The organism is Bacillus cereus group sp. MYBK222-1 (genome assembly GCF_051916425.1).
Taxonomy (GTDB): Bacteria; Bacillota; Bacilli; order Bacillales; family Bacillaceae_G; genus Bacillus_A; species Bacillus_A paranthracis.
In genome coordinates, this window is sequence record NZ_JBQAGP010000002.1 from 257,507 (window position 1) to 281,345 (window position 23,839).

A 23,839-nucleotide genomic window follows, 5' to 3' on the forward strand; every position below is an offset into this window, starting at 1 on the left:
TATTTGGTTTATTTTGAAGCAGTGGCAACTGCCAATGCTAATGAATATACTTTTGTTTCTGCTGAATCAGCACGAGATGTTAAAACAATCGGTGCTTTTGCGCCAGCAATCATTGCTCCTACTTTTGCATCCGCAAAGTATACGAGTGATTTATATAGTACATTTCCAGCTTCAATTGTTGGGACGAGTAAAATGTCTGCCTTACCTGCTACATCACTTACTATGCCTTTATGTTCTGCTGCAATTTGTGATACTGCATTATCTAAAGCAAGTGGTCCATCAACGACACAATTTTTAATTTGTCCGCGGCGATTCATTTGAGTTAACATCGCTGCATCAATTGTCGCTTGCATCGCAGGATTCACAACCTCTACCGCTGCAATTGGTGCTACCTTCGGCAAATCAATTCCTATTGCCCGGGCAACTTCTACAGTATTTTGTATAATAGCAGCTTTTTGTGTTACATCAGGTGCAATGTTCATCGCTGCATCTGTAACAAAAATGAGACGATTGTAGTTTGGAACTTCAAATGCTGCAACGTGTGAAAGTACGCTACCTTTACGAAGTCCCCACTCTTTATTTAATACAGCCTTCAAAATATTTGCTGTTGGGATGTTCCCCTTCATAAGCACATCTGCTTCGCCATTTCTTACAGCTTTAACAGAAAGTTCTGCAGCCTCAGCACTTGACTGTGTTGCAATCACTTCAATATGTTCTGAAGTTTGTAAACTATGTTCTTGTAGCATCCCCATTATTTTTTCTTGATTTCCATATAGACGAAATTGAGCTAGCTGTAATGTAATTGCTTTCGCTACAGCTTCAATTACTTCATGATCTTCAGCTACTGCTACAGCCACAGTTTTTTTAGGCTGGCCTGCCGCTTGATCAATTAAGTGTTCTAACTTCATATTTTGTAATCAACCCTTTCCGTCGTCCCTCGTCTTTTTATTAAGCAAATACCGTGCCAACTTTCAAAAGTGGTCTTACCAATAATGAAAACGCATTCAAAACACAGTAAAATCAATACTTTGGAAAATAACAAAAGATTCTGTCTTATTTTGTCGCTTTTTGTATACCATGCAATAAATTGCACGGTACGCAATTTATTGCATGCTATTTTTTGCACACTCATACTTTTCTAGCTTGTAATATAAATTTCGAACCGAAATTCCTAACGCTCTTGCTGTTTGTGTTTTATTTCCACCAAATCTCTCTAAATATTCATGAATGATATTCCCTTCAAACTCCGTCACTAAATGCTCAAGTGGCTTTTCTTCTAACTCAGGCAATAAATGAGCTTGTTTTGACTCCACTTGCTCTTCGTTATGTAATGGCGGTAAATGTTGTACATCAATATAGGTCTCGTTATAATTCATAAAGATAATAGCTCTCCCCAAAATATTTTCAAGTTCCCTCACATTCCCTGGCCATTCATATGATTGTAAATATGAAATAGCAGAATTAGTGAGCCCCTCTATATTTCGGCCATAATCTTGGTTGATTTTTTGAATTAATCTGTCTGCGATTGCCGGTATATCCCCTTTACGCTGACGAAGAGATGGGATTTGAATTGGAATTTTATTTAATCGATAATATAAATCCTCCCTAAACTTCCCTTCTAGAATGGCTTTTTCTAAATTCACGTGCGTCGCTGCAATTACTCTGACATTGATAGGAATTGCTTTCGTTCCACCAACTTTTACAATTTCTTTCTCTTGCAAAACGCGAAGGAGTTTCGCTTGCGTATTTGCAGATAGTTCCCCTATTTCATCTAAAAAGATGCTGCCGTTATTCGCTTCCTCAAAGAATCCACGTTTCCCCCCTCTTTTCGCGCCAGAAAACGCCCCTTCCTCATAACCAAACAATTCACTTTCTAACAACGTCTCCGAAATAGCTGCACAATTTACACGAACAAACTTATTATATTTTCGATTACTTCCATTATGGATAGCATGCGCAAACAATTCTTTACCTGTCCCTGACTCCCCGCGTAACAACACTGTTGCTGGTGTATTCGCCCCCAGTTTCGCCTGTTCAATAGCAGCCGTTGTTTCATCTGAATTTCCGACAATGTCATCGAATGAATATTTCGCTTCTAACGTTCGAATGATTTGCCTTGCTCTATTCAGTTCATTTGTTAATTTTTGAATTTCTGATACGTCGCGAATTACACCGACGCTCCCTTTCAATATTCCATCCACAATAACTGGTGCTACGTTTACAATTACATCTCGCTTTTTTTGTCCGATTTTCATATGTATGCCTCGTACCGCCCTACGCGTTCGAAGTACTTTCATATGCATACTTTCACCTTCTACAATATCAGTTGTAGCTGGCTTTCCAATAATGTCCTCTTCTGTTAAACCTGTTAATTTCGTATATGCAGGGTTAATTACTAACCCTCGACCTTTTTCATCCACGACCGAAATGGCTTCCTCAGACGAGTTAATAATCGCCTCAAGTAACGTTTGAATCTCCTTTAAATCTGTAACTTCTTCCGCAAGATCTACAACCTCTGTTATATCTTTAAAAATCGCAAATGCCCCTTGCACTTCTCCTCCCTCTTTTAATATTGGAATACGGGTTGTAATAATTTTCTTTCCATTCTCAAGCGTCAGTTCATAATTTACTTCTATTTGTTTCGTACGTATAATACGAAGCAACTTACTAGTCGGAATAACTTCTAAAATATATTTCCCTACCGCATCTTCTTTTTTATATCCGATAATACGTTCTGCACTTTTATTGAATAGCCGAACTTTTCCTTCTTGATCAATCACTATCATACCGTCATGCGTAGAGTTTAAAATTAAATCACCTTGCTGCGTTTGCTCTTCTAACTTTCCAATTAAATTTTCCTTCTCATGTGCTAATCTCGTAACAATTTTTGCAATATCACCTGGTATAAGAAGAGTATCTTTATGCTTTTTCTTTAATAAATCTTTATGTAAATCATCGTCACCTGTCATATCAAACATTACATCAATGTGCATAGAAAGAAACGGAGTCACACTCTCTCCAATTGCAATCCCGTATTCCTTTGCCATCTGTAACCCTTTTGCTATCGGATTTATATCAATAATCCCTATAATTTGAAATATATTCGAACTCTGTAACAGACGCAGCAGTGTACTACCACCTTCACCTGCACCAACAATTAAAACTTTTTGTTTCATATATTACACTTCCTCTCGGAGTATCTCTGCAAAATTTTTCACACCCTTATCTTACTCGTTCAGCTCCCTCTTGACAAACCCCCTTTTCATATAACATCATTAAAATAAACAAAATAATCTGAAAAGGAGCGTTTATATGCAGCGTTACCTTGCTCTATTATTAGCACTCATCCCTATTTCATTAGCTGTGTTTGGCATTAAGTTAATGAGAGATACCGTATTCGGGATTTTATTTCCTCCACTCTCTATACTATGGTTACAATTTTTAATCGGGGCTCTCTGCTTCGCGCTCGGATTTTATATCTTTGGTGGTTTCGTCTTACACCGAGATCGTAAACGAAATAAAGTACAAGCTCGCTTTCGAAGATAGGAAAGCCCTACTATTTACAAATAAAAAAATGAGACCGTTACAAGCGGTCTCATTTTTTTATTGGCAATAATGTTCTTGCCGTTTCAGGATAATCCGTAATAATCGCCGAAATATTCATATCAAAATATTTACGCATAAGTGTTTCTTCATTAATTGTATAGGGCCGAACCTCTACATCACTTTCCATCGTTAGTTCGGCAACAGCATCTTGAAGATAACGATAATTAGGATGCACTGCTGTAGCCCCCATTTTTTTTGCATATGCCCACGGACTATGCAAACCTTCGCGATATAAAATCGCTGTTTGAATATCTGGAGCCATCATATGACACCTTTTCATACTGTAATGATTAAATGAAGAAAATATAACACGATCTTCTAGATTAAATTTCCGTACAAGCGTTATAACTTCTTCTTCTAAACCTCTGTATGGAATTTTATTATTTTTAAGTTCAATATTAAGTAACAACTCTGTTTTTTCAATCCATTTTAACACCTCTTCTAAAAGAGGTATTTTACAAAATCCTACTTTATCACCAAATTTATAACTCGCATCTAATTTACATAAATCCTCATATACATAATTTCGAACCGCACCTTTTCCATTCGTTGTCCGATTCACTGTTTCATCATGAATGACGACAACCTTTCCGTCTTTCGTTAATTGAACATCCAGCTCAATTCCATCTGTCTTAAAAGATTCAGCTGCTTCAAATGAAATCATCGTATTTTCTGGGTACGTTCCCGCTGCACCACGATGCGCAAATATAAGAGTCATCCTCACTCCCCCAATCTTATGCTATACTATACGAAAAAGGAGGTACTTCTATGAGACCATTACAAATTTCTCCAGACACTGCAGTCCGCCTATCAAAAGCACTAGGTGTTCCACTTGAACAACTTATGCATATGCCGCAGCACATTTTAATTCAAAAGTTAGTTGAATTAGAAAAACAAAATAAAGACGAAGAATAATACAGTCCTGTTTCGCAGGACTTTTTATTATTTTCTATTATATCATGGATGGCTTCCTTGCTAAAATCCCTCATTGGATATACCATGATTCAATTTAACCTTCACTTCGAACATGTACAATAAAAAGACCAACGAATTCTAACATTCATTGGTCATTAATTAAAAAGTTCATTGGTTTTAAATTTACTATCGAGTATACATTTCAAGAATTATTAAGCTTTATTAAAACTTAAATCCCTTACTTCTTCTATTCTCAGCTAGCCTTATGTTCAAGTCTCAACTTATCCGCAACCATTGCGATGAACTCAGAGTTCGTAGGTTTTGCTTTTGACATAGATACTGTATAACCGAATAAGGACGAAATAGAATCGATATTCCCACGACTCCATGCTACTTCAATTGCGTGACGGATTGCACGCTCGACACGGCTTGCTGTTGTATTATATTTCTTCGCGATATCTGGATACAATACTTTCGTAATAGATCCCAGTAATTCGATGTCATTGTACACCATAGAAATTGCTTCCCTTAAGTACATGTACCCTTTAATATGAGCAGGCACACCAATTTCATGAATGATACTCGTAATGCTTGCATCTAAGTTTTTCGGTTTTCCATCTACTGTTGTTGCTGATCGGAAAGATGGCAGTGGACGTTTAATAGTAGCGTTCGCTTTACCGCTCACTTGACGAATATGACTCGTTAAATTCTCCATATCAAATGGTTTTAATATGAAATATGACGCACCTAAGTCAACTGCTTTTTTCGTCACATCTTCTTGTCCAAACGCTGTCAACATAATTACGCTAGGCTGTCTTAACCTTTCAATATGGCGCATTTTCTCTAGTACAGCTAACCCATCTAAATGTGGCATAATAATATCTAATACAAGTACATCCGGCTGCTTATCTTTTAATAAATTTAAACACTCTTGACCATTATAAGCAGTACCAATTACTTCCATATCCTCTTGAGCAGCTACATAACTCTCTAGCATTGATACTAATTCTTTATTATCATCCACAAGACATACTTTAATTTTCTCCACAGCTTTTCCTCCCTTACCGAATCGATTCTCCGACATGTGTATCCTTCTAGGCTACATGAATTGTTCGACAATTGTGTGAAAATTCCCTTTTAAAGTTTGTTACTTTCCGATAAAATCACAAAAAAATATGTTTATCGTTTAATTATTCCTTTTCGCAACACATTCCATCATAGAAAAACAACGAAACGTTCAACCCTTTCCTTTTATTTTACAACAAAAAACACCTCTTGCGGAGCTTTTACAAAATTTCAACGAATTTTTCAATAGAAAAACGAGCTAATTATTAATTAGCTCGCTTTTCTTTCTTGATCATAAATGTTAATTCCAGCCTCATGTAACATCCATTCAATATGAACACCATATCCTGATGTTGGATCATTTACAAATACATGTGTAACAGCGCCAATTACCTTTCCATTTTGTACAATTGGACTTCCGCTCATCCCCTGTACGATACCACCTGTTTTCGCTAATAAACGTTTATCTGTTACTTTTATTACCATGCCTTTTGTTGCCGGAAACTTTTGCGGTACTGTACTCACAACTTCAATATCAAACGCTTCCACTTTATCTTGATCAATAACCGTTAATATTTTTGCTGGTCCTTCTTTTACTTGATGAGATAGTGCAATAGGCATTGCTTTATCCATTACGCCATTTGTCATATTTGTATTCAATTTGCCAAAAATACCAAATGGACTATTTATTGTAATATTGCCAATCACTTCACGATCAGGTGAGAACCTCGCTAATTTCTCCCCTGGATTCCCATGACTACCTCTTTCAATTGATGTAACTGTCGAACGCATAATTTGTCCATCTTCGACTTGAATCGGCTTTTTCGTATCATTATCAGAAATAACATGACCAAGTGCCCCATATTTCATAGAATCAGGATGAACAAATGTCATTGTTCCGATTCCAGCTGCCGAATCACGAATATATAAACCAATGCGATAAGACGATTCTCCACTGTCTTTTTGTGGTGTTAATTTAGTGCGGATATGCTTTCCATCCCTTAGCAAAACGAGATTAAGCGGTTCGCCTGTTTCCCCACTATTATGAATAAATGGTGCTACATCACTCATTCTTTCAATTGTTTTACCATTAATTTCAGTAATCATATCTCCAATTTGCACACCAGCTGTTTCACCAGGAGATACTTTCCCTTTTTCAGTTTGAATTAAATGATGGCCTACAACAAGTACCCCTTTTGTGTTTAACTTTACACCAATTGATTGTCCACCTGGAATAACTTTGAAATCTTTTAATACTCTCACATTTACTTTTTTCACTGGAAAACCAGCAAGCTGAAACACCATATCTGCTTCACCATTTTGATGAGAATTTACCATAAGTCCTTGTTTTTGTTCATTTGAACTTACTGTAAACACATGACGATCTGTAGATGAAGCTTTAAATACTGGTAATGAAGCTATTTCTGATTGTTGTCCTTCAAAAACAACAAGTTGCTTCGGAGATGAAATAAACGTCCGAAGCGGTTTAAAACACCCAATAAAAACTAAAGAAACAAGGAGAAAAATACCTATTATTTTGCGAAATCTTTCTAATTTCAATTTGTTCACTCTCCTCGCTCCTACCCCACATTCAGCCTTTTGGCTTCACTTTTTAATCTCTCCTTGCAATGCTTTATTTATAACCGGAAGAATTAAGAAATCATCATTTGAGAAAAAAAGCTATCCATTACTGGATAGCCTCTGCTGTCTGTTTAAAATGATGCGCTTGCGTAAGTAATTCTTTCGCATGTTCTGTCGTTAAATCTGTAATTTCCACACCAGAAATCATTCGAGCTATTTCTGTTACTTTATCCTCCATAGTTAAAACGGTAACTGATGTAATTGTTCGATCATTTGCTACTTGTTTTCGAATAAATAAATGCGAATCCGCCATTGAAGCTACTTGAGGTAAGTGCGTAATACAAAGTACTTGTGAGTTTACTGATACTCGATAAATCTTTTCCGCAATAGCCTGTGCGACCCGGCCACTTACACCAGTATCCACTTCATCAAAAATAACAGATGCAACACCTTGATGCTTAGAAAAAATGCTTTTTAAAGCTAAAATAATACGGGATAACTCTCCGCCAGAAGCAACCTTTGAAAGTGGTTTTAGCGGCTCACCCGGATTTGTTGAAATATAAAATTCCACATGATCGTAACCATCCGCTGTAAGTCTTACCGGTGCTCCCTCCACGAGAGGCTCTTCTGCATTTCCTTCTCGCTTCATAATTCTCACTTCAAATTTTGTTTTTTCCATATATAATTCTTTTAATTCCTGATGAATGGCATTTGTAAGATGTTCTGCAAGTTCATGACGCATATTACTTAACAACGTTGCTTCTTTCAGAATAACACTTTCTAATTCCTTCAACTGTTTCTTCGTCGTTTCAATATGAACGTCTTTATTTTCAATCGTAAAAATTTCTTGTTCAATTTTATCAGCATACGCTAAAATCTCTTCTACAGTATTTCCATATTTTCTCTTTAGCATACGAATTTCATTTAAACGCGTTTCAATTTCATCTAAGCGATTCGGATCATATTCCATCATATCGAGCTTTTCTCTTAGTTGATAGGCAACTTCTTCTAATAAATAATAACTATTGGCAATGGAATCATGATTTTCTTGATACACTTCATCTAAATGTGTAATACTCTCCATTTGTCCCATTGCGCTTCGTACATTATCTAACCCTTGTCCGTCAGCACTTAACGAGCGATACGCATCCCCTAATGCTTTGTAAATTTTTTCGAAATTAGAAATTTGCAATCGTTCTTCAGTTAAGTCATTTTCTTCATCTATCTTTAAATCCGCTTTACGGATTTCTTCATGCTGAAATTGAATTAAATCTAAACGATGTGCCATTTGTTGTTCATTTTCACTTAACGATTTCAACTGTTTTTTTAATTTCTCATAGTCAGCATATACGTTTTGGTATATATCTAATTGTTTAACGATACGCTCTCCATCAAAATGATCGAGCATAAATAGATGACGTTCTTCATTCATTAAGTCTTGCGTTTCGTGTTGTCCATGAATATCAACAAGTGTTTTTCCAATTTCTTTTAATACACTAAGGGTAACTAGTTTTCCATTTACACGACATACACTTTTTCCGTTTGCAGCGATATCACGCTTCAAAATAATCATGCCGTCTTCTATTTCTATATCCAACTCTTCTGCTTTTTCAATACATGGATGCTTATCATCTTCCACATAAAATAGCCCCTCTATCTCAGCTTTTTCTGTTCCGTATCGAACAAATTCTGCTGAACCACGGCCACCTACAAGTAAACTAATCGCATCAATAATAATCGATTTTCCGGCCCCTGTTTCACCACTTAAAACCGTTAATCCTTTTTGAAAAGAAATATTTAATGCCTCAATAATAGCAAAGTTTCTAATCGATAATTCCGATAACAATGCCCCATTCACCTCGTTATAAACTAATCCCCTATGAAGGGCTTTTCTCAGTTCTTTATTCAAATAGTCATACTATATGTTTGTATGTATAAATTACTTTTCTAACCGCTCCATTGTACCAAACATTTGTTTTACGGGTCAATCCACCTATTTCCTAATTTTATTCAAAGAAAATATTATATTACAATTAAGAATTCACGTTTTTAACCAATAAAAATATCCTGTTCACTTTCCACTTTACAGAGGAAAGCAAACAAGATTTTTTATTACAGCATATTTAAGAAACGATCAGAGACAACACCTGTATCTTCAGGTGTACGGCAAATAATTAAGCAAGTATCATCACCACAAATGGTTCCGATAATCTCATCCCACTCTAAATGATCAATAAGTGCCCCAAGTGAATGAGCGTTACCAGGCAATGTTTTTAGCACAAGCATATGTCCTGCCGTGTCTAATTTTACAAATGAATCCACTAGATTGCGTTTTAATTTTTGTAACGGGTTAAATCGTTGATCTGCTGGCAAGCTATATTTATAGCGACCATCATGTAATGGCACTTTCACTAAGTGCAATTCTTTAATATCGCGCGATACTGTCGCTTGCGTTACATTAAATCCCTCATTACGTAGAATATCAACTAATTCATCTTGTGTTTCAATTTCTTTGTTCGCAATAATTTCCCTGATTTTAATATGGCGCTGACCTTTATTCATACATTTGCACCTCACACTATCTCTTACCATAGTTTAAACATTGGTATACTTCACTTATTTATGTTAACTTATAATTCGTTACTTGTACACAATTGTTTTTACAATCATTATACAATTACAACAAAAAGAGGAACAACATATGTTATTCCCCTTTCCCTTTTTGTTTTAGGACATCATGTGCCTCTGTAACTACTTGCTCAACAGAAACTGGAGAATGATTTTCGCCATTCTCACGTTCACCATGCCATTTCAGATGAATTAAAAATTCAATATTACCATCCCCGCCCGTAATTGGTGAGAATGTTAAGCCTTCTACGTCGTATCCTTCTTTTATAGCAAAGTCGACAATCATTTCTACGACAGCCTCATGTACTTTTCGATCGCGAACGATACCCTTTTTACCAACTTGCTCTCTTCCAGCTTCAAACTGCGGTTTAATTAACGCTGCTACATCCCCATTCGGCATAAGCATTGTTTTTAAAACTGGCAATATAAGTTTTAATGATATAAACGAAACATCGATACTAGCAAATTGCGGTAAACCACGTTCTAAGTCTGCTGGTGTTACGTAACGGAAGTTCGTTCGTTCCATTACGACAACACGCTCATCTTGACGCAATTTCCAAGCAAGTTGATTGTACCCTACATCTAATGCATAAGATAATTTCGCTCCATTTTGAAGCGCGCAATCGGTAAAGCCACCAGTTGATGAACCAATATCTATCATAACTTTATCTTGTAAATCAAGATGAAATGTCTCTAATGCCTTTTCAAGTTTATAACCACCACGGCTTACATACGGCATAACTTGCCCCTTCACCGTAATCTCTGTATCTTGTGGGATTTTCTCCCCTGGCTTATCCAATCTCATCTCATTCGCATATACAAGGCCGGCCATAATGGCGCGTTTTGCTTTCTCACGTGTTTCTATAAGCCCTCGCTCTACTAATAGTACATCTACTCTTTCTTTTTTCGCACTCATTTGTTACGCCCTTTTTTGTTTTGATGGAATCATTGTATGAATACGGTCTACAACAGCATCTGTCGTTAAACCGATTTCTTCTAATAATTTTGTTACACTACCGTGTTCTATGAAACGATCTGGAATACCCATTCGTTCAACTAACGCACTATGGTACCCGTTCTCAGACGCAAATTCAACTACTCCTGTTCCAAAACCACCAATTAAGCAAGCTTCTTCAATCGTTAAAATTGGTATATTTTTTCCTAAGAGATCATGTAAATATGCTTCATCCATTGGTTTAATGAAGCGAGCGTTCACTACTTTCACTGAAATACCAGCCTTTTCAAGACGCTCAGCCGCTTCCATTGCCATTGGTATTGTCGTACCAAATGTTAAAATAGCTGCTTGTGTACCTTCTTTTAACGTTTCCCATGAACCGATTGGAATCGCCTTTAATTCTTCATCCATATGAACGCCAAGTCCATTACCTCGCGCATAACGTAATGCGATTGGTCCATCTTCATATTGCATCGCCGTGTATACTAAATGTTGCCCTTCATTTTCATCTTTTGGCATCATAAGTACCATATTCGGCAAGTGGCGTAAGAATGAGATATCAAATACACCTTGATGCGTTTCACCATCTGCTCCTACTAAACCAGAGCGATCAATTCCGATGAAAACATTTAAATTTTGGCGGCATATATCATGAACAACTTGGTCATAAGCTCTTTGTAAAAATGTTGAATAAATCGCTAAGAATGGTTTCATACCTTGCGTTGCCATACCCGCTGCCATTGTTGTAGCATGCTGTTCTGCAATACCTACATCAATCATACGATCTGGGAATTCTTTTTGGAATTTCTCAAGTTTCGATCCAACAGGCATTGCAGGTGTAATTGCAACGATACGCTCATCCGTTCTTGCTAACTTAAGTACTGTTTCACTAACAACAGCACTCCATGCTGGTGCAACTTCTTTCGGTTTAACGAAGTCACCTGATTCAATTTTATAAGGTCCTGTTCCATGCCAAGTGCCAATAACATCACTCTCAGCTGGTTTGTAACCTTTTCCTTTTTTCGTAATAACATGAACAAGCACTGGGCCTTTTGTTTTCTTTGCATATTGCAACGTTTCGAATAACTTTTCATAATCATGTCCATCGACTGGACCTAAATATGTAAAGCCTAACTCTTCGAAAAAGACACCAGATACTAGTAAATATTTAAGACTATCTTTTATTTTCTCTGCTGTCGCAGCAACTTTCCCACCGACAGCTGGGATTTTCTTCAAAATATACTCTAGCTCATCTTTTACCCAATGGTATTTTCCTGCGGTACGTAGACGTCCAAGCACATTATGAAGCGCACCAACGTTTGGCGCAATTGACATTTCATTATCATTCAAAATAACAATCATGTCTGTTTTTTCATGTCCAATATGGTTCAATGCCTCTAAAGCCATTCCGCCCGTTAAAGCGCCATCACCAATGATTGGTATAACATATTCTTTCGTTTTCTTTAAATCACGTGCTAGAGCCATTCCCATTGCAGCAGATAATGATGTCGAGCTATGGCCAGTTTCCCATACATCGTGCTCACTCTCACAACGTTTTGGGAAACCACATAGACCTTGATATTGCCTTAATGTGCCGAATTCTTTTGCACGTCCAGTTAAAATTTTATGTACATAGGATTGATGTCCTACATCCCATAAAAATTTATCTTTCGGACTATCAAATAATTTATGCAGAGCAATTGTGAGTTCTACTACACCTAAATTAGGCGCAATATGTCCACCTGTTTGAGAGAGCTCTTCAATTAAAAACTTACGAATATCCTCACTCAATCCCTCTAGTTCACTGATAGACATCTCTTTCAAAAAACTAGGGTTTTGAATTTGCGTTAGATCCACATGGATCACTCACTTTCATTTCATAATCTGTCAACATGTCAAATATTATAAAAAACATTTACACAAAACAAGAAATTCTCTTTTTTTATTTTTCACCTTGTCCTGCTATTAACCAGTCTATTGCGCCCTAATCTTATTATAAACCATATTTCTTTAGGCGATGAAAAAAATAGCCGCTAACACGAAGTGATAACGGCAATGTAATCTACATATATTTTTGCCAATAACAAGAAAAGAAAAACCTTTTCCTACATTTATATCATAAAATGATGAATGACTCAACAAATGAAAACGCTGTTATATTAGTTATTACGTTTTGCAATCAAATCGCAAATAGATAGTAAATATTCATCTTGTAATTGCAAGGAACTAATAGCATCTTTTGCTTTTGCAATCGTTTCTTCTAAAATATCCTTTGCTCTATCTACAGTAAATAACGTCGTATATGTGCTCTTTTCGTTAGAAACATCACTACCAATCGGTTTTCCAATCTCTTCTTCGGTTCCTTCCACATCTAAAATATCATCTCGGATTTGGAAAGCTAGGCCGATATATTTCGCAAACTCAAGTAATTTTTCTTCCTGTTCTTCTGTCGCATCAGACAGTATCGACCCTGCAAGTACAGCGAATTCAAGTAGTTTTCCAGTCTTATGCTTATGAATATACTCTAGCTCATCGATCGTAAGCTGTTTCCCTTCCGCTTCCATATCTGCTACTTGTCCGCCAACCATTCCTTCTGGCCCTGCCGCTTTTGCAAGCTCAAGTACAAGTCTTACTTTTTTCTCAGCAGAGATTTCCTTTTGTTCATATGCCATAATAACTTGAAAAGCATATGTCAACAAACCATCTCCTGCTAAAACTGCCATCGCTTCACCAAATACTTTATGATTTGTGGGCTTCCCTCTTCTTAAATCATCATCATCCATACAAGGTAAATCATCATGAACTAACGAGTATGTATGTATCATTTCAAGAGCACAAGCTGCACCTACACCAAGATTTTTTTCTTTACCAAACGCTTGTAATGTTGCAAATAAAAGTAACGGGCGGAGACGCTTTCCACCCGCTTCCAAAGAATATGCCATCGCTTCACGAAGTACATTTGGACATTGTAATTCATTTGCATAGCTTACAAGCTTCTCTTCTACGAAAGTTTTACTTTCTTTCAAAAAAGTATCAAAAGCAATTGTCACTATGCTTCATCTCCTAAAGCAGTAAACGGTTCAAGCTCTCCATCTTCCCCAAGAATAACTGCCATTTGTTCTTGTACGTTCTTCAACTTCTCATCACAAAGCTTAGATAATTCCATACCCTCTTTAAAATAAGAAATTGCTTCTTCTAAAGGTACGTCACCTTGCTCTAATTTAGAAACGAGGTGCTCAAGTTGCGAAATTGCCTCTTCAAAGCTTAATTTATTTTCCATTATTCAATTCACGCTCCTCTATTCCTGATACGCTACAATCTAATATTCCATCTTGTAATTGAACTGAAACAGCATCTCCAAGGCTAACATCTTTCACACTTTTTAACACTTGCTTCTCTTCATCATATACAAGCCCGTACCCTCTCATCATTACTTTAAGCGGACTTAGCGCTTCAAGTTTTTGAGCAGCTCTTACAAAGGCAAATTCTTTCGTTTGGAGTAACGTTTGCATTTCACGTTGCAATTGCTTTTGCAATGTTTCAACTGCTACCTTTGTTTGCATAATTTTTTGAGATGGGTGGTGCTTCTCTAAATAAAATGAAAGCTGTTTTAACTGATTTACCTTTTTATCAATATAGCGCTCTTTCGCTAACACAAGCTGTTCTAACGCTCTATCCAATTGCTCTTCTTTTTGCTCATATACTTGTCTTGGATAACGGAACGCATAAGATTTTTGCAATACTTGTAGTTTTTCTTCTTTTTTATGTACTAACTCTCTCATTGCTCTTTGCAACCTTAGAGTTCTTTGTAATACCTTTTCTTGTAACTCGATAATATTAGGCGCTGCCAGCTCAGCCGCTGCAGTTGGTGTTGGTGCTCTTAAATCGGCAACAAAATCCGCAATTGTAAAGTCTGTTTCATGGCCTACTGCTGAAATAATAGGAATCTCACTCTTGAAAATAGCTCTTGCAACCATTTCTTCGTTAAACGCCCACAATTCCTCAATAGAACCTCCACCGCGCCCAACGATTAGGACATCTATCCCTTCCATTTCATTCGCTGTACGGATCGCTTGTACAATTGAGGGAGCTGCTGACTCCCCCTGTACAAGTACTGGAAACACAATAACATTTCCAATTGGATAACGACGTTTAATCGTTGTTATAATATCACGAATCGCTGCTCCTGTTGGTGACGTAATCACACCTATTGTTTTCGCATAAGGAGGGATTGTTTTTTTATAAACTTGAGAAAACAATCCTTCTTCCTCTAAACGAACCTTTAATTGTTCGTAAGCTAAATGCAGGTTTCCGACTCCGTCAGGCTGCATGTCTTGAATATAAATTTGATAAGAACCACTCGCCTCGTAAACAGAGATTTTCCCTTTCACGAGTACCTTCATCCCATTTTCAGGTCTGAATTTAATATTACGATTATGACCCGCAAACATAACCGCTGCGATTCTTGCATTTTCATCTTTCAATGTAAAATACATGTGGCCACGGCTATGATTTTTAAAGTTGGAAATTTCACCTTTTAACCAAACAGACTGTAAATGCGGATCATATTCTATTTTTGTTTTTATATAGCGTGTTAACGCTGTAACGGTTAAATATTGTTTCTCCATTTCTCTCTCCTCATAGCCGACTCAAATTATTTACAAACGACACCTGCACGCTTAGCCGATTCAACAGTATTATGAAGAAGCATTGTGATCGTCATTGGACCAACACCCTTTGGCACAGGTGTAATGTAACCTGCAACATCTAGCACGTTGTCAAAGTCAACATCACCACAAAGTTTCCCTGTTTCTAAACGGTTTACACCAACGTCGATTACAACTGCTCCTTCTTTTATATAATCAGCTGTTACCATTTTAGGTCGTCCTACTGCTACGATTAAAATATCAGCTAATTTCGTTAACTCTTTCATATTTTGCGTCTTAGAATGACAGTATGTGACAGTTGCATTTTCATTTAAGAACAATTGTCCCACTGGCTTGCCGACAATATTACTTCTTCCAATTACTACAACATGTTTTCCTGAGATATCAAGATTTGTTTCTTTTACTAACTCTACAATACCATGCGGTGTACATGGAAGGAATGTATCTTGTCCCGTCATCATACGTCCTACGCTGATTGGGTGAAATCCATCTACATCTTTTTCTGGTGAAATTCTTTCAATGATAGCTTTTTCTTCAATATGTTTTGGTAAAGGTAATTGCACTAATATGCCATTAATGCGGTCATCGCCATTTAAGCGATCGATTTCAGCAAGCAAACGCTCCTCCGTAATTGTTTCAGGAAATTCAATTAGCTCTGAATAAATTCCTACTTGTTCACAGCCCTTTTCTTTTCCTTTTACATAAGAACGAGATGCTGGATCTTCTCCAACTAAAATAACTGCTAATCCTGGTACAATCCCTTGCTCTTTCAACTTCACAACTTCTTCTGTTAATTGTGCTCGTTTTTTCTCCGCAACTTCATTTCCTTTGATGATTACTGCTACCATTTTAAGATTCCCCCTTAAAGAAATTACAGTGTATCTTTTATATTAGATAAAACGCCGTTAATAAAACGACGAGATTCCTCATCCCCAAATGTTTTAGCAATTTCAATTGCCTCGTTAATTGTTACGTTGTGTGGAATTTCTTCCATGTATTTCATTTCATACACAGCTACACGTAAAATACTGCGATCAACAATACTAATACGCTCAAGCTTCCACTTTTTTAAATTTTGACGAATCGCTTCATCAATTACTTCTTTATTTTCTACAAAACCTACAACAAGTGATTCTAGAAACTCATTTGTTTCTTCACCTTCATCTAGCGTGTTTTCCACTGCTACTTTCGGTTCTAATTCACCTGTAATATCCATTTGATATAATGCTTGCATAGCTCTTTCTCTAGCCGTCCTACGTTTCATTGTAACTCTCCTTTATGCTTCAAGTCTTTCCTTATGCTTTGTTATATTATTATAATTTATAAGCCGTCAATTCACTTACTCTTACAGTTTTCATTGATTTTCCAACCTTATAATACAATGATAATAACACAATTTATCGTTTCACACACGGGTTACAAGGCTGAAAAATAATAAAAAGATTAACTTCAAGTTCCATATCTTATCACAATGTACGTTTTTTGGTAAAACGAAACATTTTCTTTTTTATTTCTCATTTTTTGAAATAGTATAATAATTAGAGAGTTGTAATTTGTGAAGAAATGAAACGATAAAAAAGATGCCTATGTTACTAGGCACCTTTTTCATTCTTACACTGGTTCGATTTCTGTTTTTTGTGTTTCGAATGTTACGCCAACGATGTGAACATTCACTTCTTTTGGCTCAAGCCCTGTCATTGTAAAGAGTGCTTGGCGAATGTTGTCTTGAATCTTTTGTGCAACAACTGGAATTGCTACGCCAAAATACATTACAACATAAAGGTCAACGATAATATCTTCGTTTGCTAATTCAACCTTTACACCTTTACCATGATTTTTCTTACCTAACTTCTCAACAACATCTGTAGCAAAATTACCACGCATTGCCGCTACGCCTTCTACCTCAGCAGCTGCAATACCTGCTATTACTTCAATTACTTCTGGTGCAATTTCTACTTTACCAAGAGTTGTATCTTGACCCATATCTAACATATGTTCAGCCATGAAAAAAACCTCCTTTAATGTATCACTGCGTCACAAGTTCATGCTCTTCCAAAAATTTCGTATTAAACTCACCTTTTACAAAATCAGGATGATCTAACAATTGCAAATGGAACGGGATTGTTGTATGTACGCCTTCAACGACAAACTCACTGAGTGCACGCTTCATTTTTGCAATTGCCTCTTCACGTGTTTTTCCGTGAACAATTAATTTAGCAACCATCGAATCATAGAAAGGTGGGATTGAATATCCCGGATATACAGCTGAATCGACGCGAATACCAAATCCGCCTGGTGGCAAGTACATTTCTACTTTACCTGGAGATGGCATAAATTTTTTGGCAGGGTTTTCCGCATTAATTCGGCATTCAATTGCCCAACCATTAAATTGTACTTCTTCTTGCTGTAACGATAACTTTTCTCCAGAAGCAACAAGAATTTGTTCTTTAATTAAGTCTACCCCTGTTACCATTTCAGTAACTGGATGCTCAACTTGGATTCTCGTATTCATCTCCATGAAATAAAAGCTTTTCGTTTTATATTCATAAATAAACTCAACCGTACCAGCACCTGTATAATCAACCGCTACCGCCGCTTTAACTGCCGCCTCACCCATCTGCTTACGCACATTTTCATCAAGTGCTGGTGATGGACTTTCTTCTAGTAGTTTTTGCAAGCGGCGCTGAATCGTACAATCACGCTCTCCTAAATGAATGGCATTTCCGTGTGTATCTGCCATTATTTGAATCTCAACATGGCGGAAATCTTCAACGTACTTTTCTAAGTATACACCAGGGTTCCCAAAAGCGGTACTAGCTTCTTGCTGTGTAATTTGAATTCCTTTTACAAGCTCCTCTTCATGACGCGCAACACGAATACCTTTTCCGCCGCCACCTGCAGTCGCTTTAATAATAACAGGATATCCAATTTGATTCGCAAGTTCGATCGCTTCTTCGGTATTTTTAATAATTCCTTGTGAACCTGGTACAATCGGAACCCCTGCTTCTTTCATTGTATCACGAGCAACGTCTTTTGTGCCCATCTTTGAAATAGCTTCTGGACTTGGACCGATAAAAATTAAGTTACACTCACGGCATAACTCTGCAAAATCTGCATTCTCTGCTAAAAATCCGTATCCCGGATGAATTGCATCGCAGCCTGTTAACTTCGCAACACTAATAATGTTCGTCAAATTTAAATAGCTTTCTTTCGAAATCGTTGGTCCTACACAATACGCCTCATCAGCAATTTGTACGTGAAGTGACTCTTTATCTGCTTCTGAATAAATTGCGACTGTTTCAATATCCATTTCTTTACAAGCACGAATAATTCGTACAGCAATTTCCCCACGATTGGCTATTAATACTTTTTTTATCATCACAAAGACTCCCTTATTACGCTTTTACAAGAAATAGCGGTTGTCCATACTCAACAAGCTGTCCGTTATTAACAAGAATCTCAACAATTTCTCCATCTACATCTGCATCGATTTCGTTAAATAACTTCATAGCCTCGACAATACATACGATAGAATCTTTCGATACTCTATCTCCTACACTTACATATGGAGGCGTATCAGGAGAAGAAGAAGAATAGAATGTACCTACCATTGGTGATGTAATTTTATGTAGGTTTTCATTCTGAACAGCTTTTTTCTCTTCTTGTTTTGGCACTTCCACTTGTGCTGCCGCTACTGTTGTTTCAACTTCAACAGGTGCTACTGGTTGCACGGCTTGTTTTGCTACAGGTGCTTGCACCGCAACAACTTCATTACCACGCTTTTTCATTTTGATTGTCGTACCATCTTTTTTGTATTCAAATTCATCAATATTAGAGCTATCAATTAATTTAATTAATTCACGAACTTCTTGAATTTTAAACATGTAAAATCCACTCCCATACTCTTGTTTGTCCCGTTTTTACAGATTTCTCTTCACTAAAACTAGATTGACTGTAAAAATACGATGTACTCTATTAGAAAATGTATTTCATTTACTAATAGAAATAGTTACTATTTCCATCTTACGATAAATTTTTTAAACATTCCAATTTATATTTCTTTATAATAAATCGAAACTCCTGTAAAAATATTATTCCAATAAAAATTTATTACCTAGTAATAATACCAAGTTTCACACAAAATTGGCAAGACCACTTCCGAAAAAACATTCCTTACTTTTCAAAATACTATAAAGTAAACCTACCATTACCGCTTTACTCGTCACCTCATCTATAGTCAATAACGTATTTTTACCAAATATTATTTTTTTGTTTACACGTCGTTCATCATTCCTTCATATAAGAATAGTATGTTCAAAGTGTAGAAAATATATCGTATCGAGGTGTGGACATATGATATGGCTCATTCTCTTCTTACCTGCCGTAATGGTCTGGGCATTCGTTCTCTTCATCCACGTCAAATCCGGAAAAAGTAATCATCACTACCATGAACCGCTAATCTTTTACTCACAACGTATTTCTCCGTTCCGAGTTGAACATAGTAAAAACAAAGACGAAATAGAAAAAAGCTATCGAAAATGATAGCTTTTTTCTATTATTATTTTTATCTAACTATTTTCAAACAATCCGATTACTAAAAACGAATAATCCGCGGAGGAATTCCCCGCGGATTATTCGTTTTATTTTGTTGGTGGATCAAATTTTACACCTACATCTTTTGATCCGCCTTCACTTCTTACAAGTTGTATAATTTTATTCGCTTCTTTTTGTGAATGTTTTGCTGCTTTTACAGTTACTTTAATGTCAGTTCCATCGGCTCTTACAAGGGCATCTTTATATCCACCTTGAGATTTAATTACTGTCTCAAGTAATTCTTGCTTCGTTTCCATTGTAGTGATTGCATCAAAATTTTCTTTCGCTTTATTCTTTTCTGTTGCTGAAGCTTTTGTTGAACTCATCACTTCTTGTAATTTTGCTTTTTGTTCACTTCGCTGATCTTCCATTTGCATACGTAATGCTGTGAAATTTTCATCACTTGATTGAACTGTTACGTTAGCTTCTTTTTTGCTTGTTTCTTTTGTAGCACTCTCTTTTTTATCTGTTTCTTTGTTTGTTTCTTTATTTGATGTTTCTTTATTTGATGTTTCCTTGTTTGTATTTTCTTTTTTAGGCGTTTCTTTAGGTGCTTCGTTTGTTACTGCTTTATCAGTACCTTGTTTTTCTTGTCCAATCTTTTCACCTGTTGCCGGCGATGCTGTATTCATTTTGTCTGGAGTTGTTACGTAATACACAGATAGTACAACAACTAAACTTAACATCGTTAATAGCCAAACCGTTTGTTTTTTTAACACTTTATTTCCTCCCTATCAATTTTTCGGTGAAACTGAAACGCGATGGGCTGGTACATCTAGTAGCCGTATGACAGCTTCTTTTACCATCGCTTTAACTTGTATATTATCCACTCCCTTTGCTACGACAAGAACACCTCGCACTTTCGGTTTCTCTGTTCGTAAAACAACGGGAGTTTCTTTATCCCCTTCACGTATAATGACTGTCTTTTCATCAAGAGACTCATCTTCTACTTCCCTCTTGCCACCTGTTTTATCTGTTTCACCTGTTGTTTGTGAACGTTTCACTGTATTTTTTTCTAATATTTTTTCCTCTGATGAGTCTAAATTTACATTAATCGTTACATCTTTTACTCCTGCTATTTCTTCTAAGGCTGCTTTTAATTCTTGTTCATACGCTTTTTCATATTTTTCTACATTTGACATATTATCATTATTTTTTTGTCCAAAAGTTGGTACGTCTTTTTCTTGTTTTTGAGTTTTTTGTTCTTTAAATACAGGTACTTCTTCTTTTTTACTTGAAAAGAAACTACTAGAAAACATAAGCAACATTCCAAGTATGAGTAGGACAAGTAAGAACTTAGGTGTTACCTTTTTTCCCTTCTCATTACTTTCTTTTTCATCTCCATTCAATAAGTTTCGAAAAAATGAGAACTTCGAATTTTTATCTTTATTGTCCATTTACTCTACCTGTCCTCCCTTCCATTTGAACTTGGATTTGTTTATTCTCTAGTTGCCACCTGCTTGAAAAGAAGTCTTTCATTTCTCCATTCGTTTCCTCTACTTTTTTCGGTGGTTCTTTCGTATTAATTTCAACTGGTTTTACTGTTTCGATTGCATCATTTTTACTACGTTCTTTTTCTTTCAACGTCACAACAACAGATTGAATATCTTTCGCTGACTTTACTTCCGCTGTGCTTTCCGCTGCGACTATTTGTATTTCAGAGACTGACATACCATACTGTTTCTCAAACTCTTTTCCTACTTCTTTTTTCATTTTGGTAGCCATCTCTTCTAAACTATATGCACGTGTTAGAGCTTGTATTTCTTTTTTCTTCGAATCTATTGAATTTTTTACAGATCCTTCTGCTACGTACTTCTCTTCATTAAAATTTGCGATTACTTCATTTACATCTGTTTGCAATAGTTTAAATAGAGGCGTTAAAATTAAAACAACTAATAATAGACTTACAACGAATTTAACGTACTTTTGCAAATTGGAATTTGGAAGAATAAGATGAAGCATTGTCGCTAAGAGTAAAAAAACGATAATATTTCTAATCCACTCTGTAACAAATTGCATACCCTTCACCTCCTACCGCATCATAAGTGTAATGTTCCCCGCAGCAATAATAATTGTGATACTTAAAAAGAACATAAACGATACGATAGCTAAGCAAGCAAATACATAAATGATGCTCCGTCCAATGATATCTAAACATTGAATGATTGCTCCGCCGCCAACTGGTTGCAATACTGCTGCTGCGAACTTATAAATAAATGCGATGCAAAAAATTTGAATCGCTGGAAAAGCGACAATTAAACATAGAATGACGAGTCCGATAATTCCGACTGTGTTTTTTAATAATCCCGACGCACTAATAACTGTATCCGCCGCCTCTGTAAACATTCTTCCTACTACGGGAATAAAGTTTCCTGTTACAAATTTAGCTGTTTTCACAGCGATTCCATCCGCAACAGCTGTCGCTGTTCCTTGTACAGATAATACGCCTAAAAAAATCGTTAAAAAAATACCGATAATCCCGACGCTAACGTTTTGCAGAAGCTTGGACAATTTCGTAACTTTATATTGATCACTCATCGTACTCACAATACTTAATATCGTTGCAAGTAATAAAAGTGGTAGCACGATATAATTCATCAAAAGCCCACTCGTATTCATTAAGAAGATGATAATCGGATGAAAAAACGATACGGATACAACACCACCACCTGTCGCTATGAGTGCAAGCAAGATAGGCAATAACGCTAATATGAAATCTACCATTGTTTGTATCGTTTCTCTTGCATATGTCATAACGACATAAAAGCTATTTAAAGCGAAAATAATTAGTACCATATATACAACTGCATCGGCTATTTTGCTTACGCTACTCTTTGAAAATGCAGATTGCAGTGATTGCAACAATGCACTAAAAATTGTGAGCATAATGAGCGTTCCGAGTAGTTTCCCATTTGCAACAAGTTCGTGAAATAAGTACTTTAATAAACCTAGCATCCACTCTTTTATAGAGATTTCTTTTTCTCCCTTTACAAACTCCATAAAGCTACCTTTTTGACTCTCTGGTAAGTAACCTCCATATTTTGTAACAAGCCCGTCCCAAAATTGCTTCACATCTTCAATTCCGAGCTTATCCAATTGTTGATCAACGACGTTTGTCTCTACAGGAGAAGCTTGTACAACAACCGGTAAAGAAAAGAAAAGGAAGCAAGCAAATAGCAGCTTAGCTCCAAACCCCCTCAACATTCACTCCCCCTTATCCCGTCGGTAAAAATCCGAGAATAGTTTCAATTACAACCGTCAAAATAGGGATCGCCATAACGAGAATTAAAATCTTTCCAGCTAATTCAATTTTCGAAGCGATTGCCCCCTGCCCTGCATCCTTTGTAATTTGCGCTCCAAACTCAGCGATATAAGCAATCCCAATAATTTTTAGCAACGTTTCTACATATACGTTGCTAACTTTCGCTTCACTCGCTACTCTCTCAATCATTTGTAAAATAGCGTGAATTTGATCGATTAAAAGAAGGAACATTACGCTACCTACGAACACAATAAATAATGACGTAATGCTAGATTTATGCTGATTCAATACAGCCGCTAAAAACGTAGCAACGAGGCCTAATCCGACAATTTGTATAATTTCGATTCGAACCGCCCCCTTTACTGGAAGAGAAAGACACTTTTAATCTTGTCGAATAGTGTATTAATTAAAAATGCGACATGAAATAAAATAACGACAAAACCGACGAGGATAACCCAATTTGCAATATCCTCACGCTTTAATTCTTTTAGTACAGTATGAATGAAAGCTAAAACAATGCCGATTCCGGCGATTTGAAATATTAATCCAACATCAATGGACATCGCC

General features: G+C 36.4%; 26 protein-coding genes. 3 read left to right on the forward strand and 23 right to left on the reverse strand.

Annotated elements, in window-relative coordinates; all coding sequences use genetic code 11:
- Positions 1 to 8 precede the first annotated feature (8 nt).
- Both yqiS and ACTFR9_RS13270 read right to left on the reverse strand, forming a co-directional pair.
- Entirely contained in the window at positions 9 to 908 is a 900-nt protein-coding gene (gene yqiS, locus ACTFR9_RS13265; protein WP_000763079.1) for a phosphate butyryltransferase, read from the reverse strand.
- A gap of 195 nt (positions 909 to 1,103) precedes the next feature.
- A complete protein-coding gene (locus ACTFR9_RS13270) occupies positions 1,104 to 3,176 on the reverse strand; it encodes a sigma-54 interaction domain-containing protein (RefSeq protein ID WP_048557599.1) in 2,073 nt (690 codons plus the stop codon).
- Positions 3,177 to 3,312: 136 nt separating this feature from the next.
- On the opposite strand from ACTFR9_RS13270, the gene ACTFR9_RS13275 reads away from it, so the two are divergent.
- On the forward strand, positions 3,313 to 3,546 hold the full coding sequence (locus ACTFR9_RS13275; protein ID WP_001190187.1) for a DUF2627 domain-containing protein: 234 nt from the start codon (positions 3,313 to 3,315) through the stop codon (positions 3,544 to 3,546).
- Positions 3,547 to 3,595: 49 nt separating this feature from the next.
- On the opposite strand, the gene ACTFR9_RS13280 is transcribed toward ACTFR9_RS13275, so the two are convergent.
- A complete protein-coding gene (locus ACTFR9_RS13280) occupies positions 3,596 to 4,324 on the reverse strand; it encodes a glycerophosphodiester phosphodiesterase (RefSeq protein ID WP_048557598.1) in 729 nt (242 codons plus the stop codon).
- 50 nt (positions 4,325 to 4,374) lie between these two features.
- On the opposite strand from ACTFR9_RS13280, the gene ACTFR9_RS13285 reads away from it, so the two are divergent.
- Positions 4,375 to 4,521, forward strand: a complete 147-nt coding sequence (locus ACTFR9_RS13285; protein ID WP_001247671.1) for a YycC family protein — start codon at positions 4,375 to 4,377, stop codon at positions 4,519 to 4,521.
- 253 nt (positions 4,522 to 4,774) lie between these two features.
- On the opposite strand, the gene spo0A is transcribed toward ACTFR9_RS13285, so the two are convergent.
- From spo0A to accB, 14 genes are all read right to left on the reverse strand, one after another.
- Positions 4,775 to 5,569: a sporulation transcription factor Spo0A gene (gene spo0A / locus ACTFR9_RS13290; protein WP_014297988.1), complete on the reverse strand. Its 795-nt coding sequence runs from the start codon at positions 5,567 to 5,569 to the stop codon at positions 4,775 to 4,777.
- A gap of 287 nt (positions 5,570 to 5,856) precedes the next feature.
- Positions 5,857 to 7,155, reverse strand: a complete 1,299-nt coding sequence (gene spoIVB / locus ACTFR9_RS13295) for a SpoIVB peptidase (RefSeq protein WP_002028467.1) — start codon at positions 7,153 to 7,155, stop codon at positions 5,857 to 5,859.
- Between the two features lie 118 nt (positions 7,156 to 7,273).
- Positions 7,274 to 9,013 carry a DNA repair protein RecN gene (gene recN / locus ACTFR9_RS13300; RefSeq protein ID WP_000947749.1) on the reverse strand — a complete coding sequence of 580 codons (1,740 nt, stop codon included), beginning with the start codon at positions 9,011 to 9,013 and terminating at the stop codon, positions 7,274 to 7,276.
- A gap of 266 nt (positions 9,014 to 9,279) precedes the next feature.
- A complete protein-coding gene (gene argR / locus ACTFR9_RS13305; RefSeq protein WP_001032581.1) occupies positions 9,280 to 9,729 on the reverse strand; it encodes an arginine repressor ArgR in 450 nt (149 codons plus the stop codon).
- A gap of 142 nt (positions 9,730 to 9,871) precedes the next feature.
- A complete protein-coding gene (locus tag ACTFR9_RS13310) occupies positions 9,872 to 10,711 on the reverse strand; it encodes a TlyA family rRNA (cytidine-2'-O)-methyltransferase (RefSeq protein ID WP_001274742.1) in 840 nt (279 codons plus the stop codon).
- A 3-nt stretch (positions 10,712 to 10,714) separates the two neighbouring features.
- Complete coding sequence (gene dxs, locus ACTFR9_RS13315; protein WP_000366458.1) at positions 10,715 to 12,607, reverse strand: 1-deoxy-D-xylulose-5-phosphate synthase; 1,893 nt, start codon at positions 12,605 to 12,607, stop codon at positions 10,715 to 10,717.
- A gap of 302 nt (positions 12,608 to 12,909) precedes the next feature.
- Entirely contained in the window at positions 12,910 to 13,800 is an 891-nt protein-coding gene (ispA, locus tag ACTFR9_RS13320) for a (2E,6E)-farnesyl diphosphate synthase (protein WP_000150360.1), read from the reverse strand.
- A complete protein-coding gene (xseB, locus tag ACTFR9_RS13325) occupies positions 13,800 to 14,030 on the reverse strand; it encodes an exodeoxyribonuclease VII small subunit (RefSeq protein ID WP_000428423.1) in 231 nt (76 codons plus the stop codon). The genes ispA and xseB overlap by 1 nt, the downstream gene beginning before the upstream one ends.
- Entirely contained in the window at positions 14,020 to 15,378 is a 1,359-nt protein-coding gene (gene xseA, locus ACTFR9_RS13330; protein WP_000415266.1) for an exodeoxyribonuclease VII large subunit, read from the reverse strand. Before xseA ends, xseB begins: the two co-directional genes overlap by 11 nt.
- A gap of 26 nt (positions 15,379 to 15,404) precedes the next feature.
- On the reverse strand, positions 15,405 to 16,265 hold the full coding sequence (gene folD, locus ACTFR9_RS13335; protein WP_000226726.1) for a bifunctional methylenetetrahydrofolate dehydrogenase/methenyltetrahydrofolate cyclohydrolase FolD: 861 nt from the start codon (positions 16,263 to 16,265) through the stop codon (positions 15,405 to 15,407).
- A gap of 23 nt (positions 16,266 to 16,288) precedes the next feature.
- Positions 16,289 to 16,681 carry a N utilization substance protein NusB gene (gene nusB, locus ACTFR9_RS13340; RefSeq protein ID WP_000830249.1) on the reverse strand — a complete coding sequence of 131 codons (393 nt, stop codon included), beginning with the start codon at positions 16,679 to 16,681 and terminating at the stop codon, positions 16,289 to 16,291.
- A 347-nt stretch (positions 16,682 to 17,028) separates the two neighbouring features.
- Positions 17,029 to 17,421, reverse strand: coding sequence for an Asp23/Gls24 family envelope stress response protein (locus ACTFR9_RS13345; protein WP_000807630.1), 393 nt, complete (start codon positions 17,419 to 17,421; stop codon positions 17,029 to 17,031).
- Positions 17,422 to 17,443: 22 nt separating this feature from the next.
- A complete protein-coding gene (gene accC, locus ACTFR9_RS13350; protein ID WP_000592876.1) occupies positions 17,444 to 18,796 on the reverse strand; it encodes an acetyl-CoA carboxylase biotin carboxylase subunit in 1,353 nt (450 codons plus the stop codon).
- Between the two features lie 16 nt (positions 18,797 to 18,812).
- A complete protein-coding gene (gene accB, locus ACTFR9_RS13355; RefSeq protein ID WP_000472870.1) occupies positions 18,813 to 19,301 on the reverse strand; it encodes an acetyl-CoA carboxylase biotin carboxyl carrier protein in 489 nt (162 codons plus the stop codon).
- A 469-nt stretch (positions 19,302 to 19,770) separates the two neighbouring features.
- Between accB and ACTFR9_RS13360 the strand changes: the two genes are divergently transcribed.
- The gene (locus ACTFR9_RS13360) at positions 19,771 to 19,959 is read left to right on the forward strand and encodes a hypothetical protein (RefSeq protein ID WP_033670699.1); all 189 of its coding nucleotides are present in this window, start codon (positions 19,771 to 19,773) and stop codon (positions 19,957 to 19,959) included.
- 98 nt (positions 19,960 to 20,057) lie between these two features.
- Here the strand turns inward: ACTFR9_RS13360 and ACTFR9_RS13365 are convergent, their stop codons facing one another.
- Genes ACTFR9_RS13365 through spoIIIAC form a run of 6 tightly spaced genes read right to left on the reverse strand, consistent with a single transcriptional unit; the run spans position 20,058 to position 23,835 of the window.
- The gene (locus ACTFR9_RS13365) at positions 20,058 to 20,729 is read right to left on the reverse strand and encodes a SpoIIIAH-like family protein (RefSeq protein WP_000914703.1); all 672 of its coding nucleotides are present in this window, start codon (positions 20,727 to 20,729) and stop codon (positions 20,058 to 20,060) included.
- A 15-nt stretch (positions 20,730 to 20,744) separates the two neighbouring features.
- Positions 20,745 to 21,407: a stage III sporulation protein AG gene (gene spoIIIAG, locus ACTFR9_RS13370; RefSeq protein ID WP_000368874.1), complete on the reverse strand. Its 663-nt coding sequence runs from the start codon at positions 21,405 to 21,407 to the stop codon at positions 20,745 to 20,747.
- On the reverse strand, positions 21,397 to 22,029 hold the full coding sequence (gene spoIIIAF / locus ACTFR9_RS13375; protein ID WP_001161050.1) for a stage III sporulation protein AF: 633 nt from the start codon (positions 22,027 to 22,029) through the stop codon (positions 21,397 to 21,399). Before spoIIIAF ends, spoIIIAG begins: the two co-directional genes overlap by 11 nt.
- 12 nt (positions 22,030 to 22,041) lie before the next feature.
- Positions 22,042 to 23,214: a stage III sporulation protein AE gene (gene spoIIIAE / locus ACTFR9_RS13380; RefSeq protein WP_000943695.1), complete on the reverse strand. Its 1,173-nt coding sequence runs from the start codon at positions 23,212 to 23,214 to the stop codon at positions 22,042 to 22,044.
- Positions 23,215 to 23,224: 10 nt separating this feature from the next.
- Positions 23,225 to 23,608 carry a stage III sporulation protein AD gene (gene spoIIIAD / locus ACTFR9_RS13385; protein ID WP_077317075.1) on the reverse strand — a complete coding sequence of 128 codons (384 nt, stop codon included), beginning with the start codon at positions 23,606 to 23,608 and terminating at the stop codon, positions 23,225 to 23,227.
- A 23-nt stretch (positions 23,609 to 23,631) separates the two neighbouring features.
- Positions 23,632 to 23,835 carry a stage III sporulation protein AC gene (spoIIIAC, locus tag ACTFR9_RS13390; RefSeq protein WP_000020914.1) on the reverse strand — a complete coding sequence of 68 codons (204 nt, stop codon included), beginning with the start codon at positions 23,833 to 23,835 and terminating at the stop codon, positions 23,632 to 23,634.
- Positions 23,836 to 23,839 lie beyond the last annotated feature (4 nt).

Excerpts from the sequence above, each read along its gene's own strand:
- ACTFR9_RS13310 (WP_001274742.1), bottom strand. The coding sequence starts at position 10,711 with ATGAGTGCGAAAAAAGAAAGAGTAGATGTACTATTAGTAGAGCGAGGG.
- accC (WP_000592876.1), bottom strand. The coding sequence starts at position 18,796 with ATGATAAAAAAAGTATTAATAGCCAATCGTGGGGAAATTGCTGTACGA.
- ACTFR9_RS13345 (WP_000807630.1), bottom strand. The coding sequence starts at position 17,421 with ATGGCTGAACATATGTTAGATATGGGTCAAGATACAACTCTTGGTAAA.
- xseA (WP_000415266.1), bottom strand. The coding sequence starts at position 15,378 with ATGGAGAAACAATATTTAACCGTTACAGCGTTAACACGCTATATAAAA.
- ACTFR9_RS13270 (WP_048557599.1), bottom strand. The coding sequence starts at position 3,176 with ATGAAACAAAAAGTTTTAATTGTTGGTGCAGGTGAAGGTGGTAGTACA.
- spoIIIAF (WP_001161050.1), bottom strand. The coding sequence starts at position 22,029 with ATGCAATTTGTTACAGAGTGGATTAGAAATATTATCGTTTTTTTACTC.
- ACTFR9_RS13275 (WP_001190187.1), top strand. The coding sequence starts at position 3,313 with ATGCAGCGTTACCTTGCTCTATTATTAGCACTCATCCCTATTTCATTA.
- nusB (WP_000830249.1), bottom strand. The coding sequence starts at position 16,681 with ATGAAACGTAGGACGGCTAGAGAAAGAGCTATGCAAGCATTATATCAA.
- ACTFR9_RS13280 (WP_048557598.1), bottom strand. The coding sequence starts at position 4,324 with ATGACTCTTATATTTGCGCATCGTGGTGCAGCGGGAACGTACCCAGAA.
- spoIIIAE (WP_000943695.1), bottom strand. The coding sequence starts at position 23,214 with ATGTTGAGGGGGTTTGGAGCTAAGCTGCTATTTGCTTGCTTCCTTTTC.
- yqiS (WP_000763079.1), bottom strand. The coding sequence starts at position 908 with ATGAAGTTAGAACACTTAATTGATCAAGCGGCAGGCCAGCCTAAAAAA.
- spoIIIAC (WP_000020914.1), bottom strand. The coding sequence starts at position 23,835 with ATGTCCATTGATGTTGGATTAATATTTCAAATCGCCGGAATCGGCATT.
- argR (WP_001032581.1), bottom strand. The coding sequence starts at position 9,729 with ATGAATAAAGGTCAGCGCCATATTAAAATCAGGGAAATTATTGCGAAC.
- ACTFR9_RS13285 (WP_001247671.1), top strand. The coding sequence starts at position 4,375 with ATGAGACCATTACAAATTTCTCCAGACACTGCAGTCCGCCTATCAAAA.
- accB (WP_000472870.1), bottom strand. The coding sequence starts at position 19,301 with ATGTTTAAAATTCAAGAAGTTCGTGAATTAATTAAATTAATTGATAGC.
- folD (WP_000226726.1), bottom strand. The coding sequence starts at position 16,265 with ATGGTAGCAGTAATCATCAAAGGAAATGAAGTTGCGGAGAAAAAACGA.
- spoIIIAG (WP_000368874.1), bottom strand. The coding sequence starts at position 21,407 with ATGGACAATAAAGATAAAAATTCGAAGTTCTCATTTTTTCGAAACTTA.
- xseB (WP_000428423.1), bottom strand. The coding sequence starts at position 14,030 with ATGGAAAATAAATTAAGCTTTGAAGAGGCAATTTCGCAACTTGAGCAC.
- ACTFR9_RS13360 (WP_033670699.1), top strand. The coding sequence starts at position 19,771 with ATGATATGGCTCATTCTCTTCTTACCTGCCGTAATGGTCTGGGCATTC.